The sequence below is a fragment of the Acidisoma sp. S159 genome (assembly GCF_009766125.1).
GTDB lineage: Bacteria > Pseudomonadota > Alphaproteobacteria > Acetobacterales > Acetobacteraceae > Acidisoma.
In genome coordinates this window covers 1-14,941 of the sequence record NZ_LMUG01000007.1, presented here as the reverse complement: position 1 = coordinate 14,941, position 14,941 = coordinate 1, and the positions used below count along the sequence as shown (strand labels likewise).

Annotated in this window: 16 protein-coding genes and 1 pseudogene; 8 read left to right on the top strand and 9 right to left on the bottom strand. The window is 60.7% G+C overall.

Annotation, left to right across the window (positions count from 1 at the left end):
* Positions 1-13: 13 nt before the first annotated feature.
* From GSQ92_RS01910 to GSQ92_RS01900, 3 genes are all read right to left on the bottom strand, one after another.
* On the bottom strand, positions 14-586 hold the full coding sequence (locus tag GSQ92_RS01910; protein WP_254065752.1) for an RES family NAD+ phosphorylase: 573 nt from the start codon (positions 584-586) through the stop codon (positions 14-16).
* A gap of 126 nt (positions 587-712) precedes the next feature.
* Positions 713-1,111: an MbcA/ParS/Xre antitoxin family protein gene (locus GSQ92_RS01905; RefSeq protein ID WP_159012900.1), complete on the bottom strand. Its 399-nt coding sequence runs from the start codon at positions 1,109-1,111 to the stop codon at positions 713-715.
* 183 nt (positions 1,112-1,294) lie between these two features.
* Positions 1,295-3,226 (bottom strand): PAS domain-containing sensor histidine kinase, encoded by a 1,932-nt coding sequence (locus tag GSQ92_RS01900; protein WP_254065753.1) that lies wholly within the window; start codon positions 3,224-3,226, stop codon positions 1,295-1,297.
* Between the two features lie 313 nt (positions 3,227-3,539).
* Between GSQ92_RS01900 and GSQ92_RS01895 the strand changes: the two genes are divergently transcribed.
* Together GSQ92_RS01895 and GSQ92_RS01890 are read left to right on the top strand one after the other, a co-directional pair.
* A complete protein-coding gene (locus GSQ92_RS01895; protein WP_158804176.1) occupies positions 3,540-3,887 on the top strand; it encodes a response regulator in 348 nt (115 codons plus the stop codon).
* Between the two features lie 132 nt (positions 3,888-4,019).
* Positions 4,020-4,169, top strand: a complete 150-nt coding sequence (locus GSQ92_RS01890) for a hypothetical protein (protein ID WP_159012899.1) — start codon at positions 4,020-4,022, stop codon at positions 4,167-4,169.
* 73 nt (positions 4,170-4,242) lie between these two features.
* On the opposite strand, the gene GSQ92_RS01885 is transcribed toward GSQ92_RS01890, so the two are convergent.
* Positions 4,243-4,605 carry a hypothetical protein gene (locus tag GSQ92_RS01885; protein ID WP_159012898.1) on the bottom strand — a complete coding sequence of 121 codons (363 nt, stop codon included), beginning with the start codon at positions 4,603-4,605 and terminating at the stop codon, positions 4,243-4,245.
* A gap of 494 nt (positions 4,606-5,099) precedes the next feature.
* On the opposite strand from GSQ92_RS01885, the gene GSQ92_RS01880 reads away from it, so the two are divergent.
* Positions 5,100-5,510: a cupin domain-containing protein gene (locus GSQ92_RS01880; protein WP_159012897.1), complete on the top strand. Its 411-nt coding sequence runs from the start codon at positions 5,100-5,102 to the stop codon at positions 5,508-5,510.
* Between the two features lie 214 nt (positions 5,511-5,724).
* Here GSQ92_RS01880 and GSQ92_RS01875 read toward each other — a convergent pair whose 3' ends face one another.
* The 3 genes from GSQ92_RS01875 to GSQ92_RS01865 form a co-directional block, all read right to left on the bottom strand.
* The gene (locus tag GSQ92_RS01875) at positions 5,725-6,159 is read right to left on the bottom strand and encodes a hypothetical protein (RefSeq protein WP_216850293.1); all 435 of its coding nucleotides are present in this window, start codon (positions 6,157-6,159) and stop codon (positions 5,725-5,727) included.
* 8 nt (positions 6,160-6,167) lie between these two features.
* Positions 6,168-7,043 (bottom strand): alpha/beta fold hydrolase, encoded by an 876-nt coding sequence (locus tag GSQ92_RS01870; RefSeq protein WP_159012896.1) that lies wholly within the window; start codon positions 7,041-7,043, stop codon positions 6,168-6,170.
* Between the two features lie 61 nt (positions 7,044-7,104).
* Complete coding sequence (locus tag GSQ92_RS01865; RefSeq protein ID WP_216856715.1) at positions 7,105-7,719, bottom strand: MarR family winged helix-turn-helix transcriptional regulator; 615 nt, start codon at positions 7,717-7,719, stop codon at positions 7,105-7,107.
* Positions 7,720-7,767: 48 nt separating this feature from the next.
* Here GSQ92_RS01865 and GSQ92_RS01860 point away from each other — a divergent pair, with 48 nt between their 5' ends.
* Positions 7,768-8,322 carry a hypothetical protein gene (locus tag GSQ92_RS01860; RefSeq protein ID WP_159012895.1) on the top strand — a complete coding sequence of 185 codons (555 nt, stop codon included), beginning with the start codon at positions 7,768-7,770 and terminating at the stop codon, positions 8,320-8,322.
* Positions 8,323-8,914: 592 nt separating this feature from the next.
* A complete protein-coding gene (gene egtB, locus GSQ92_RS01855; RefSeq protein ID WP_159012894.1) occupies positions 8,915-10,204 on the top strand; it encodes an ergothioneine biosynthesis protein EgtB in 1,290 nt (429 codons plus the stop codon).
* Between the two features lie 228 nt (positions 10,205-10,432).
* On the opposite strand, the gene GSQ92_RS01850 is transcribed toward egtB, so the two are convergent.
* Positions 10,433-11,245 (bottom strand): methyltransferase domain-containing protein, encoded by an 813-nt coding sequence (locus tag GSQ92_RS01850; RefSeq protein WP_159012893.1) that lies wholly within the window; start codon positions 11,243-11,245, stop codon positions 10,433-10,435.
* A 236-nt stretch (positions 11,246-11,481) separates the two neighbouring features.
* Here GSQ92_RS01850 and GSQ92_RS01845 point away from each other — a divergent pair.
* A pseudogene (locus GSQ92_RS01845) lies at positions 11,482-11,640 on the top strand (winged helix-turn-helix transcriptional regulator); the annotation flags it as partial.
* A gap of 125 nt (positions 11,641-11,765) precedes the next feature.
* Here the strand turns inward: GSQ92_RS01845 and GSQ92_RS01840 are convergent.
* Entirely contained in the window at positions 11,766-12,698 is a 933-nt protein-coding gene (locus tag GSQ92_RS01840; RefSeq protein ID WP_158804184.1) for a LysR family transcriptional regulator, read from the bottom strand.
* 224 nt (positions 12,699-12,922) lie between these two features.
* Here GSQ92_RS01840 and GSQ92_RS01835 point away from each other — a divergent pair, with 224 nt between their 5' ends.
* Positions 12,923-13,669: an SDR family NAD(P)-dependent oxidoreductase gene (locus tag GSQ92_RS01835; protein WP_158804185.1), complete on the top strand. Its 747-nt coding sequence runs from the start codon at positions 12,923-12,925 to the stop codon at positions 13,667-13,669.
* 88 nt (positions 13,670-13,757) lie between these two features.
* A complete protein-coding gene (locus tag GSQ92_RS01830) occupies positions 13,758-14,735 on the top strand; it encodes a zinc-binding alcohol dehydrogenase family protein (protein ID WP_159012892.1) in 978 nt (325 codons plus the stop codon).
* Positions 14,736-14,941 lie beyond the last annotated feature (206 nt).

Sequence of the window (14,941 nt, the reverse complement as noted above, 5' to 3'; positions counted from 1 at the left end):
CTGCTGCGGAGCGTTAGAGATCAATCCATTCGTCACGGGCGTAATCGAAAAAGCGATCGACCCGTTCACCGTTCCAGCGATACTTCAGGTGCCGCTCCTGGTGGGGAATCCCGACCGCACGCGGCCGGAACGCGCCGAGGCAGTGACCGCCTTCGTGTCGCACACTCGGATAGGCAATGCCATTTGCAGCGGCCGCCCGGCGCTTCTTTGCGTAGCTCTGGGATGCCGCATAAGACTCGGAGTCCAGGATCGCGCGCCGCTGCGCGACTGGCAGCGCGGCGGCGTCCTCGAACTCGGCCGCCACAGTTCCGACGAGCACGCGCATATCCTCGCTGCGCGGGGGGTCGGCGCCGTCGCGCGCAAAGGCCTCGAAGTGGAACACGGTCTCGGCGATCGCCGTCTCCATTGCCGCTGCGGCGTAGTAGACGCCGAAGGTGCCGTCGCTGAAGCGCGAGCCTTTCGGGTTGATGTGGGTGAAGGCGGCCATCAGGTAGCTCGCTCCGGGGCCGCTGACGCGCTCGTCCGGCGGCACGAGGGCTATCTCTCCGATCTCATCGCGGACCCGAGGGTTGGTGAGCTGCTCCAAGGCAATCAGCGCGTCCCAAACGGCGGGATCGGCGGTCAGCCGCTCGAATAGGTTAATCGGCGGATAGCGCGAGGCGATAACCCGCCAAGCCTGCGGCCAGTTGATCCGACAGAGAGGCACGGTTGTTCAGCTCCACGGCGCCCGGGCGGCATCGAGATAGCCGCGCACCGCCGCAAGATCGGTGACGTCCCCAGCGCGCATGCGCTGCAGAGGCGTCTGGTCGCCGAAAGCGCGATTGGGTCGCTTGATCCAGTCATCCGCGAGATGCGGGTCGGAATAGACCAGCTCGAGCGCCTTGTAGATGCCGGCGACGTAGCCGATGCGGCGCAGCGTATCCATCGGCACCCGCACGGCGTTCCCGGCGCGCCAAGCATAGAAGGTCCGCTCGGCCGGCGCGCCGAGCAATGCGCGTGCATCCTCTGCACTCAGCCCCCAAGCCTGCACGATGGCGAAGAAGCCGCGGAGAGCGGCGGCTGGATCGATGCCCTGAGGGGCAAGCCGTATCCGTTCCTGGGTTTGCAGCATCGCGTCACTCCTGATTTGCATAAAATAGGGCGATTGCTGCAAATTTGCAAGAAATGGCCGTTGATTTGATTCTCCGCTCCTATCTTCGGTGGCATCGAAGCCATTTCAACAAGTTACAAGCTAACTCTAATGCTGGGCGAGTTGCCTATCCAGCCACCGGTAAGGAACTGCCCGTGCATGACGCTATGACCCCGTGATGATGGTTTTGATTCTGGAGGCCAGCATTTCCATCGCGAAGGGCTTGGTCAGCAGGTACATGCCCGGCTCCAGGTGGCCATCGCCCACCGCGGCGTTCTCGGCGTAGCCCGTAATGAAAAGGACCTTCAGCGTCGGGCGGGCCTCCCGGGCGGCATCCGCCATTTGGCGGCCATTCATGCCCTTTGGTAGACCGACATCGGTAATCAGCAAGTCGATCCTTACGTCCGATTGCAGCACTTTCAGCCCGGACGTTCCGTCTGCCGCTTCGATCGCCGCATAGCCCAGTTCATCGAGCACTTCGGTGACCAGCATGCGCACGGTCGGCTCGTCATCGACGATCAACACTGTCTCCCCAGCCTGCGCTCGGGGCGCGTCGGAGAGCCTGGGTGGGATCACTTCCTCGTCCACCTCACCACGATGCCGGGGGAGGTAGATGCGCATCGTGGTGCCCGCGCCTTCCTCCGAATAAATCCGAACCTGTCCGCCGGACTGCTTGGCGAAGCCGTAGATCATCGACAGGCCTAGGCCGGTACCCTGGCCGAGCGGCTTGGTGGTGAAGAAAGGATCGAAGGCTCGCGCGATGACCTCAGGCAGCATTCCTGTTCCCGTATCGGTCACGCAAATCGCCACATACTGACCGGGCTGCATGTCACGCTCGCCTGCGCCGCGCTCGTCGAGCCAAGTATTGGCGGTTTCGATTGTGAGCCGGCCGCCGTTCGGCATGGCGTCCCGGGCATTGATACAAAGGTTGAGAATCGCATTCTCGAGCTGGTTCGGGTCACACAAGGTTGGCCAGAGTCCGATCGAAAGCACCGTCTCCACCACGATTTCCGGCCCGACCGTGCGCCGGACCAGTTCCTCCATGTCGGCAATCAGCCGGTTCGGACTGGTCGGCTTAGGATCAAGTGGCTGTCGCCGCGCGAAGGCGAGGAGCCGATGCGTCAGTGCCGCCGCGCGGCTGGCGGCACCCTGCGCGGCCGTGATGTAGCGGTCGAGATCGCCAATCCGGCCCTGAGCCAGCCGGGCCTTCATCAGTTCGAGGCTGCCCGTGATTCCGGTCAATAGGTTATTGAAGTCATGCGCTAGGCCCCCCGTGAGCTGGCCGATGGCCTCCATCTTCTGCGACTGGAACAGCTGCTCGCGCGATCGTTCCAACTGAAGCTGCGCCTCCTGCCGTTCGGTGAGGTCCCGGGTTATCTTGGCGAAGCCGATGAGCCTCCCCTTGTCATGAATGGCATCGATCACAACGCTGGCCCAGAAGCGGCTGCCGTCCTTCCGGAGCCGCCACCCTTCTGCTTCGTAACGGCCCACACGCCGCGCCGTTTCCAGCGCCGTCGATGGCAGGCCGCTGTCGAAATCCTCGGGCGTGTAAAATCGGGAAAAATGCTGCCCTAAAACCTCGGAAGCTGCATAACCCTTGATGCGCTCGGCCCCTGCATTCCAGTTGGTGACCTTGCCATCAGGGTCCAGCATGTAGATGGCATAGTCCGTCACCCCCTGAACGAGCAGACGAAAACCGCGTTCAGTTTCCAGCATTGCGAGCTGTGCGGTTCGCTGCTCGGTCATGTCGCGGGTGATCTTGGCGAAGCCCACTAGCTCGCCGCCCTTTCGGATAGGGTCGATGACCACCATCGCCCAGAAGCGGCTGCCATCCTTACGGCGCCGCCAGGCCTCAGTGGCGAAGCGACCGCTCTCGGCGGCAATCTTCAGCGCCTGCGCGGGGACACCTGCGGCTCTATCCTCGTCCGTATAGAAGCGTGAGAAGTGTTCGCCGATGATCTCCTGAGCGCTAAAACCCTTGATCCGCTCCGCACCGGCATTCCAACTCACCACTCGTCCATTGGGATCAAGCATGTAGATCGCATAGTCCACAACGCTTTGGACGAGCAGTTCGTAAGTATCGACCGCGGATGACACGTGCCTGTTCCTCTGGCGTCTGCCGCTATTCATGCCTCAAAGCCGAATCGTCATACAGAAGCGTTTGCATACGAAGTCCCTTCGGACTCTGCGTCCGAGCGGCAATCGGCGTTACTGCGGCACAGGGTCACGCGAAGTTGACCGTAGGAACCGGCGCGTGGCACGAGCGGAGGGGAGCCTGACGGTAGCCTCACGGCAATTCGTGCTCCTCTGTCGCTATCGTGTTTTGCCGGTCCAATTATGGCCATTTGATAGGAACGTAGAGAGAGAGCTACTTGATAGGAGGCCGTCGATGGGTTTGTTGCGAGTACTGTTGGTCGAGGACGAACCTATAGTCCGGGAAATGGCCGCGGAGGCTCTCAAGGACGAGGGCTTTGATGTTATAGAGGCCGAAACTGGTGATGCGGCGGCATTGCTACTCGTAGACGCAGACGAAATCGATGTGGTTCTCACCGATGTGCGGATGCCTGGCAAAATGGACGGCATAGATGTCGCGGTGCGTGCCCGCGAACTTCATCCCACAATTGTTGTGATCGTCGTGTCTGGATATGCTCCGCAATTGACAGAGCGCCTCAACAGCCTCGCTCCTCCGCCCCTCTTCTTCCGCAAACCTTACCGAACGAGCGAAATCGTTAGAACCGTAAGGCAGATGGCCGCTTAACGGTGGCAAGCTGCCGGTCGATATGATGGCATCAGTACTCGCTACTTCCTTGTCAGAAGCCGACTATCGCATCGGCGGCTAGGGTAATGGCACCGCTGTCGCGGCCGTCATTGAACGGTGTGGTGCCGGTCAATGACCGATCGTATCGTAAACTCGGGGCGAAGCATCAATGTCTGGATCGCGCTTGGTAGCCCAGGCTTGTATGTGACGCCGACGGTGAATTCGCTGTATGTGGTCGGCGTGGCTGCGATCGTCGTTGTGGGAATACCGGGTTCCGAATAGACAAAACTGTGGTTGCCTGGGAAGCCTGCGACAAAGAATCCCTTGTCGTCCCGCTACACCTCGATCCACCCATTCAAGGTGAGATGGTCGTTGAGGGCGTAAGATGCGTATTGCGCGGCACCGTAGCCGTCCGCCTGAAAGGCGTCGTCGCGAATGTAGTTGAGTTAAGCTCGAACTTATTGGCCTTGTCGGTATAGAGCTGACCAAGGTTTAGGCCGTTGGAAGGTCCCGCGGGGTTGCCAGCGATGCACGCTTCGAACTGAGCCGAAAGCTTGATCGTGTTTTCCCAAGACCCTAGCGCCGGAGAGGCCGCCGACGCTGAGGCATGCGCCGCGCCGGAGGTCGTATCTTGCGCGCGAGCATAGCCAATGAAGAGCAATGTCGCCGATATTCCCAGGCCAAGGGTTTTCCAAGCCGAAGGCTCGCTCGTGCTCATGCTATGGCTCCAAGCCGCGAGCGCCTTCTTCGATTGAGAAGTAGCGCTTCGGCACATAGATCGTTGTGGCGACAACAGGATGTTCGTTTCGTGGGTTGGCGCGGCATTGTCGCACCACCCGAGGTAGCCGCTGACGCTATGCGCATCAACGCCGTTCGTGCCAGCCAGCTCCGCATTTATCGACGAAATATCGAGCTCTCTTACAATAGTCGTAATTCTATTCGGCTGGACCCCTAGTTTCGCGGCACTGGATAAAATGTCAGTTCACGGTTCTCATCACGCATGCATAGCTTGGCGCCCGCCCCACCCGACCCGGGCGTGCCAAAAACCGCGGGCATCTTTCCGGCCACTGAACGGTCAGCCTCGATGTATGCCCCTTGTTCCTTCGGATAGCCGCGGCTGGCCTCGACACAGGGACACCTCGGTGATTGGACCGGCAGAGCTGCTCTGGTAAGAGCGATCGGTGAGTGGGCTGGCCAGCCAGGAGAATGACTATGGACATCAAGCGTAGCGGGTCGATCCCTTCAGCGAGGGGGCCAAGCGACTACTTCACGGGCACGGTTCGGATCGATGCACGGTTCCAGGGGACGGAGCCCGCACGAGTAACCGGCGTGACGGTCACTTTTGAGCCCGGCGCACGCACGGCTTGGCATACCCATCCATTGGGTCAGACGCTGCTGGTGATTTCGGGTCTGGGCCGGGCCCAGCGTGAGGGCGGAGCGATTGAGGTGATTCGCCCCGGCGACATCATCTGGTTCGAGCCAGGTGAGAAGCATTGGCACGGCGCGTCACCGACGGTGGCCATGAGTCATGTCGCAATCGCGGAAACGCTTGACGGCAGGGCGGTCGATTGGATGGAGAAAGTGACCGACGCCCAATACGGCGCCGACCGGGAGATTTCTTGAGGGCCGACCGCACGGGCAACCGGCTGCGCGCCGAAGCAGCCAATCCCGATAGCGTCGTAGGAGAACAGACGATGGCATCCGCACCGGCAATGGTCTCATCTCCTCGCTGAAGACCACGGTTGAGCAATTGGATTGACCTGCGCGGCAGCCGGCCTTGCTCAGCGGCGGCAGCAAGGCTTGGGCGAGGCAGTAGTGGCGGCCCTCGCGGTCGGTATTACCTGGCTGGTCCGGAGAGCAACAGGCGAAGCGGGCTGATCGGGCCGAGCGGTATGAGCTGGAATGCCATCAACCCAGCTTGGCCTAGCGGCAGTTTGTCAAGAACCGCGAGGGCTTCTTGAGGGTCAGTGAGGTTCATGACGAACACGACCCCGCTATGGTCTTGCTTGATGTACCATTGGTCGATCTTTCCATCGAGGTATAGGTGCACGGTCGCGCGGACTTCCAAGGGCAGGATCGGCATCCACAATTTCGGTGTCGCCTTGGCAGTGAAGTTGCCGATTGCAAGGATCTTGGTGGTGGGCACCGAGGGGACGGAGGACGCCGGCGGCTCAACCGGCGCTGCCGCCTGGGCGAACGAGGCGGCGGGGCCTGCCAGCGCGAGAACCCCTGCGAAAGCTGCGAAGTTGCCCAGCCAGATTAAGCTCTTCATGTCACGTTTCACGATAGCATTTCCCTCGCGACGGCTTCGGGCATGTCGACTTGCAGCCAATGTCCTGCCGGCAATACGCTGAGGGAGGCATGCTTGAAATGAGACTTAAAATCGTCGGCGACACCCGTGTTGAGGGCTAGATCGGCGCCTCCCCAGATCAGCTTGACCGGAATATCAAGCGCCTCCATCTCGGCAAGGCGCAGCGTGTTTCGCGCGACTTCCTCGAAAATCTGCGCTGTCATCTGCGCGAAGGCCGGGCCGGAACCGGCCGCTCGCCCGAAATTGAAATTATTGTTGATGATAGGAGCAAGAAAAGCCTCGAAGGCCGCCTTGTGCTCTTCCGGCAAGGTCTCAAGGAATATTCTCTGCTGAAACCTGAGCAGCCAGGCAAATTGTTCGGGACTTTGCAGAATCGCGTCGGCAAGCGCCTTGAGGCCAGGGGTCGCGAAGAGCTCGATCAGTTCCGGCAGCCGAAGGCTCGGAGCCGCGGCGTAGAAAGTATTCAGAATACATAGCGAGGCGACGCGGTCCGGGTGGTCGATGGCGAAGTTGATCGCTGCGGGACCGCCGGCATCGTGTGCGACGGGAACGATCTTATCGATACCCAATGCTTCGACAACGGCCTCGAGATCCCCCAGTTGTTGCTTGAAACCATAGCGATTGCCGGCCGGCTTATCGGAAGCGCCGTATCCGAGGAAGTCGAATGTGACAACGCGCCGCCCACCGGCAACCAGATGCGGAACCAGCTGGTCATAGATATGGAGGTTGTCGGGAAATCCGTGCAACAATACGAAGGCGGGGGCGGCGCCGGCATAGTCTCGCGCATAGACTTCTCCTTGCTCGCGTGGGACAAGGTGTTCGTCGAAGCTCGGCTCGATACCCATTTCGTTACGGCCTTCTGTTTCGGGCTGTCTCTTTTGCGTACGCAATATTCAAGGCAAATGCTTAGCGCGGCGAATTCATGATGCCATTGGCGATCTCCGTGATGGCGGTCGTTCCGTTTTCCGTCAGCAAAGCCTTGCCTCGCGCCTGCGCCATCCGCCATGCTGGCGCCGCTCGCACTAAAAGGGTTTTGCCTGCCTTCGTCAGAATGATTGGTCGACCTCGACCCCCACCTTCGTCCTCAACTTCCGCTGCCCAGCCTTCGGAAATTAGAATCTTGAGGTTGCGCGTCAGCGTCGATCGATCTTGGTGGTGGTACCGGCCTATTGCCGCACGGGTCGCGGGCTGTATCCCGAATATGATTACGAGTAACGCGAACTGAGGTGAACCAATCCCGAAGGGCCGCAATTCTTCGTCATACATGGCTGTAAGTACTCTCGAGATCAGGCGGGCGCGCATGAGCACGCAGCCGCTGTTCATATCAGCGATGATCTCGCCCTCAACAGGACTGCTATTCTCTCTCATGAGCCACCTTGTGTTGCATATACAATATCGAGTCAAGCTTTGTCTAGCGGGTGCCGTTGCGATCGGGTTGTCCCCATTGATTCGTTTTGCTGATTTCTCGGCCGCGGCTGATTCATCGAATTCATCAGATTGCTTCGAGTTCGGGTTTGGCACGCGATTCGCCGTCGCTTAGGATTCGCCCAGTTCGGGGGAGAGCCTGACATGGTTGTCATTAGCGCCGCGTCGGCGCGACTAGAACTCAAGGCACCCTATCATCCGACGTTGCCATTTCGCGCAAGGCAGATCGGTGGGGTGTGGCTCGGCGCGGCAATCGGTTGGGTCTTTCCGCTCGAACAGGAACAGGCATTGCGCGCAGTGTGTCTAGACATATGGGCGGTTGACGGCACGATCGCAGCCAAGGGAGACGTGATTGATCTTCAAATCACGGTCGGGGAGGTCGTGCCCTTTCGTTCTGTGTTCGAAGCACATGAGACGCCGATCTATCTCGTAGGGCGCGAGATCGCAGCATCGCTCAGGAATCTGCGTGGCGCTCGCCCAGGTCGGGGCATTCAGTTTCTAGCTGGGAAGCCACGATGCCTCACGTCGCCGAGCACGTGGTCGACGTCTATTCCGGATGGCGCCGTCTTCGTAATACGCGATGTGCCGCGCTGCGCCGCCAAGCGCTTTCGGGAAGCGGTCGGCGGTGCCGGGCTGGTCGAGGAGAGCGCTCCCCGCGTGGCGAAAGCGCGAGTGACGCTTCTGAAAAGCGCTCGATGACTTCGCGGCGCCGACAGCGACCGGGCTAAGCAGACTCTTCCATCGGCGGATGCGCTAGGTGGGATTGTTGGGAGCCGCATCCTGGATCTGACGATGTGCGGCGTTGATACTAAGCCCGGTCAGCAGGAACGCCGGCGGGCACCTCTAGCCGCCGCTCAGGACCTTCTTTGATGACGAAATCGTGATCTAGCTGGCTGCAAAAACACGCACCTGACGGAAGTCATAAGCCAGCATCTAGTACCCTCGGGCGGGCGGAGTGTGTTGACATATTTCGGGTCTCTCGACGTATTTGCGACGCCCTCTGGGAGGCATAAAGGTTTGGGTTCAGCGCTGAGGGCCCAATCGACACAATGACTGCCGGCGTTGTATACCGCCTACGCTCTGAAGCTTTCTTGTGATCGCCGGCGCGCTGGCTTCTTGCTGCTCATCAATCTACGCTCGGCCTTGGGTTTCAGGATGTCCCCTTGTTCGCATAGAACAGCTAACAGCATTTAGAATTCCACAATGAAGCAAAGCATGATTTAGGTGGACAGAGCCTGTCACCCAGCAGGACATGCGTGATGATCTGGCCATGCGAATCAGGAGACGAGTGATGCCCGCCATTTGCGACGAAACGCTACCGCCATTTGCGCGTGATGAAGCGCAACCCATTGAATGGCTGCAGTGCCACTATCTCCGCGTGCGGTCTGAGACGGAGGCGCTGGCGGCGCCGTTGTCGCCCGAGGACCAGACTATCCAGTCTATGCCGGATGCTAGCCCAACCAAATGGCACCGCGCGCATACGACCTGGTTTTTCGAAACCTTCGTGCTGCTTCCGAATCTGCCGGGCTACGAGGTCTTCGATCCGGCATTCGGATACGTTTTCAATTCCTATTATGAGGCCGTCGGCCCCCGCCCGCCGCGGGGATCACGCGGCGTTCTCAGCAGGCCAGGTATACAGGCGGTGTCAGACTACAGAGCGCATGTCGATGCGGCAATGACGCGACTTCTTGCGAACTGCAGCTCCGAGGTCGCCAATCTCGTCGTCATAGGTCTGCATCATGAGCAGCAGCACCAGGAATTGCTGCTGACGGACATCAAGCACGCTTTTTCCTGTTCGCCCCTGTATCCCGCCTACAGGCCCGCGCCCCCCGCTTCCGTTTCGGAGGTGTCGCCATCGGTGGAGTGGTGGAGGATTGAGGGCGGTATCTACAAGGTTGGCTACCAGTCGCCTGAAACCGCCGGTGCGTTTGCATTTGACAACGAGACGCCAGCGCATGACGTTCTATTGCGCGATTTTGCTATCGCCGAGCGGCCTGTCAGCAATCGCGAATTCTTGGCCTTCATGGCGGACGGCGGCTACCGTCATACGGGACTCTGGTTGTCCGAAGGATGGGCGGCGGTGCAGGCGGGCCAATGGGAAGCACCAGCCTACTGGTACAGAAATGGCCAGGCTTGGCAGGTCTTCACACTCCATGGATTGCAGGACGTTCGACTGGACGAACCCGTCTGCCATGTGAGCTATTTCGAGGCTGCGGCCTATGCCGAGTGGGCAGGGCACCGTCTGCCGACCGAGTTTGAGTGGGAGGTTGCTGGAAAGTTGTATGGCGGCGGCGCGGAAGAGCAAAAGACCGTGCGGCCACATCCTCGTCCGCTGCATGCCGGTGTTCGGCAGGATGTCTGGGAATGGACGGCAAGCGCCTATCTTCCCTATCCGGGGTATCATGCGGCCCCCGGAGCGCTAGGGGAATACAATGGCAAGTTCATGATAAATCAGATGGTTCTCCGCGGGCGGTCCTGCGCGACACCGGCGGGACATGATCGGCTCACCTATCGCAACTTCTTCCCGCCCAATGCTCGTTGGCAGTTCTCTGGCCTTCGCCTTGCGAGAGATGTCACGTAGCCATCGTACGAATTTTCAAGGGACTTGGCCTCGTTGGGATGAGTGGCTGCATTTGGGTGGAACGGCAGGCCACACTCGCGGAACCGCGCATCGATGCATATTGCCAAGTTAGCCGGTCCCGGCGCTGTCGCCACCCAGTAAAGTCTTGCGTCACATCGCGCGACGTTCTGATCTCAACTTGCCAATAGAAACCCGCTCTCGCGATGGTTGGTGATTGCTGGTGCTTTACTAGGCGATCGGGGTAGATCCCCAGACCTGAGCAACTGTGAATAGAGTCGAAACCGTGCCCGGGTCGCGCAAGTGACGCCGGCAGCCCGCCAGCGCTTCGTCCATCTCGGAGGCTGACATCAGCCCTGCTCGCGCGATCGTCCCCCGTAGGGATTCCGCAGTGAGAGGCAGGTAATCGCTCATTGGATCCGCCGAGCGGAAGCCGAGGAGGAAGGGGCGGTAATGAACATCATGAAGGCCGGCGGCACGAGCCAGACCAAACAGGCGCCGGGCGATGTTGATGTCGGCTCCGGAAATGGCGAACGCCCTGATTAGGGCGTCCTTCAACTGGGCGAAGGCCGTGTGCGGGGGATAGCAATCGAGCGTCGTCATGTCGGGTTCCTGCAACGCGACCGTGCCGCCTGCACGAGCGAGACGCATGGCGTCGCTGATCAGCGCTTCTGGCAGGCCGGCCGTGCCAGCGACAAGGCGCACATGAACCAAGTCGAACGAGCCATCCGGGAGGCTCGAGCGATAGGCGTCCGCCAGCATATATTCGACATTAGCGGCCCGATGCGCACGCGCATGGTCGAGGAAGATAGCGTCGGCGTCCAGGCCGACGACGCGGCCGGCACTACCGACGCGGGCGCTAAGGAGATGGGTGATGCCGCCGGGGCCGCAGCCCAGATCAAGACATGCCCAGCCCGGCCCGACGCCAATGCGGTCCAGCATCGCCTCCGTCTCATGGATAAGAGCAAGCCCCTGGACGTGCAGACGCTCAATCTCGCCTTCCCGGTGCTCAAGTGGGTAGTGTCCAGACTTGTCCGTCCCCATACCGCCGGCTCCCTGCTGAAGGTTCATCGTTGGGTTAGGCAGCCACGGCCGAATGTGCTTCGCACGACTTGTCGAGACCGAGTAGTATGAACCGCCCTCGGTGGGTCCACCACTCGCTCGCCGCATGGACGCGACGGGCCCGCACGCAGTGAGGCAGTTCGCCGTTTAGGCGTTGATATTAGACGTAACCGAATGTAACTGCTACTGAAGAGTCTTGCGATAAGCGCGTCGTTGAGGATATTTCGCAACGAATGCTGATGTTTACTCTGCGCAATTTGGAGCCTGACGGATTGATCAGGCGAACTGTCACGCCATCGATCCCGCCGCCTGTGGATTACAAGCTGACTGAGCTAGGGCATTCACTGGCCAAACCGGTCCAGGCTCTCGGGCTATGAGCGTATCACCATCTGCCTGAGATCGAGGCAGCGCATGCCATGTATGATGGAGAGAAAGACGGAGGATCGTAAATTGCGCGTCCGTCGGCAGCAGGCTGGCTGCACCATTCGGAGCAGCCAAAGAATCAGGCCGTCATCCTGGTGCTCTCGCTCGGGCGAGGTAGCTCGTGCGCCGCACGCGAAATCAACTCGTCACTTCGCGCTAGGAACAGTTTCAGGATCCGAGATGTATTGGACTTCCTATAGCCCATCACGAGGTCGATCGTCGGTGCCTCGCCTTCCAAGGGACGGCTGATGACGGACCAAGGCAGGAAATTCCGCGCATAGGCTGGCAGCAGCGTGACACCCCGTGTCGAAGCGACCAGCGACATCGCCATGCCGAGATTGTCGATCTGATGCGCAGCATGGATGTCGACGCCTGAGCGCTTCAAGTAGTCGTCGATGATCACCTGCAGGGTCGGCGCCGTCTTGGACATGCCGATGAACGTCTCTTGCGCGATGTCCTGGATGGAAATGGCTGCGCGTGAGGCAAGGCGGTGGTCGCTCGGCAGGACGACGAGGAGAGGTTCCTTCGCAACGATCCGATATTCCAGGTCGGGCATCTGGGGCTCGGGCCTCAGGAACGCGAGGTCGATCCTGCCCCGCATCAGGCTGTCGGCGAGGTCGGGCGAATACTGGCTCGAGATGGTAACGTCGATGTTTGGCAGTTCGTCCTTAAGGATGTTCATCGTCCTCGGCAGCCATTCCATCTCCTGACCGGTGAGAAAGCCAAGAGCGAAGAGTGGCCTGGCAGGTTTTTCCGCCCGCCGCGCCGCGTCAACCGCCGCTTCCGTTTGCGCCAGGGCCAGCTTTGCATGCTCCAGAAACGCCCGGCCGGCCGCAGTCAGCTCGACGCCGCGGGCGCTGCGGGTCAGGAGCTGGGCGCCTACCTCGTATTCCAGGTCCCTGATTTGGCGGCTAAGCGACGGTTGCGCCGTGTGCAGCCGGCGTGCCGCCGCGACCGTCAGACTGCCTTCCTCGGCGACTGCAATAAAGTAGCGAAGATGGCGAAGCTCCACCGGTCGGCCCCATGCCTGTCAGGTATCGGAGGGGCACCTTAGAAAGTCTTTTTCCAGACCGCCAGTGGAACCTATGTCCAGACATCGCGAGGGGCTGGTCCACGCGACGTAGCGGATCGGCTCCCTGGTGTCTCCGCTAAGGAACGACCGGGACGACACGAGGTATGGACGCTTAACCAAGCCGCGTTGACGTCCGGCAAACATCGCCAGAAAGAGGCCCAATCATGACTAGGCTCTCAGGAAAGACCGCTCTCGTCACCGGCGCCTCTCGCGGCATAGGCCGCTCGACCGCGCTCGCCCTCGCCAAGGCTGGTGCTCAGGTGCTCGTCCATTATGGAAGTTCCGCCACTGACGCAGACGAAGTTGTGCGACAAATCCGGGCCGGCGGAGGCCGCGCCGACGCGGTGGGCGCTGATCTCGCGGTCGCGGACGCGCCGCACAAGCTCGCCGTTCAGGTCCGCAAAATCATCGGTGACCGGCTGGACATTCTCGTCGCCAATGCGGGCGTCACCGCATCGGTGACGATTGAGGACGCCACAGTCGAGGAATTTGACAGGCTATTCGCCGTCAATGTTCGAGCGCCGTTCTTCCTGGTGCAGCAACTACTGCCGATACTTGGTACCGGGAGCAGCATCGTGCTGCTTTCCTCGCTCGCGGCGCATGCGTCTGTCGGCACGCTTTCGGCCTATGCTGCGACCAAGGGAGCCGTGGACACCCTGGTAAAGCACTTCGCCACGGCACTCGGCGAGCGGGGAATCCGTGTCAACGCTGTCGCACCCGGTGTCGTCGCGACCGACATGTCGTCCTTCGCGAAGACGGATGCGGGCCGGGATTTCACGCTCAGCCTGCAAGCCCTGAAGCGCATCGCGCAGCCGGACGATATCGGCGATGTGATCGCCTTTCTCGCCTCAGACGCGGCCCGCTGGATTACCGGCGACACGATCCGCGTCGACGGCGGCTCGAAGCTGTGACCACGCGAGCCGGACTTGCCTTGCTCTAAGTGTTCGGGCTTCCTTCCCCGACAGGCGGCAGCTTCGGCCGGATCCAAAAGGTGATGCAATGGTCGGAATGAAGGCAGCGGTCGTTCACACTCCGGGCGGCCCCGACGCAATCCGGATCGAGGAGCGACCGGTTCCTCAGCCTGCTCCAGGCTGGGTTCGCATCCGCGTTCACGCCTTTGGTTTGAATCGATCGGAGGTCTACACGCGACGAGGCGATTCTCCTGGCGTAAGATTTCCCCGCATACTCGGTATCGAGGCGACCGGCACAGTCGACGCCGCGCCGGATAGTGGATTCGCAATTGGCGAGACCGTAGCCACGGTGATGGGGGGCATGGGGCGGGACTTTGATGGTGGCTATGCCGAGTTCGTCTGTGTTCCGGCTGGGCAGATCCGCGGACTTCGCACAAAGCTCGATTGGACGACGCTTGGCGCCTTGCCGGAGATGTTGCAGACGGTCTGGGGGGCACTTCACCGCTCGCTGCGGGTCGCGCGAGGGGGCACCCTACTGATCCGGGGAGGCACGAGCTCAATCGGGCTCGCCGCGGCCACGCTGGCCAAGCACGAAGGCTTGACGGTTGTCGCCACGACACGCAACGAGCAGCGGCTTGCATTGCTGCGAAAAAATGGGGCTGATCACGCGTTGATCGATAACGAAACGATCAGCACCGAGCTGAAGAAGATCTTCCCGGACGGTGTCGGCGGGGTGCTGGACCTGGTGGGCACCAGCAGTCTCGCGGATAGCCTGGCCTGCGCCGCGCTGCACGGTATCGTATGCTTGGCCGGTGGACTGGGCGATAGCTGGGAGATAGAACACTTCTCGCCGATGAGCACTATCCCCGCTGGCACCTATCTCACCACCTATGGCAGTCGCGTCGATGTCATGCTGGACATGCCATGGGAAGATCTGCTCAGCAAGATCGAGAGTGGCGTTCTTCGGTTCCAGCAAGGGCCAGTCTTCAAACTCGACGATATCGTTGAAGCGCATCGCTGCATGGATGAGAACCGGGCCGAGGGTAAGATTGTCATACTGACTTGAGTGAACCGACGCGGCTGCGGAGTCTCAGATGCGGGGTGCCGGGTTGGTCGAGGTGAAAGACTAGGGCCAGGACCCATTAATTGCTTGCTTCGGCTCGGCGCATTGTGATTCTGGAGATGGCGGGAGGGTACCGTCATGGACAAACTGTTTCTGCTCAGCAACCGGCAAATGGCGCGGATATCGCCGCATTTTCCGCTGTCGCATGG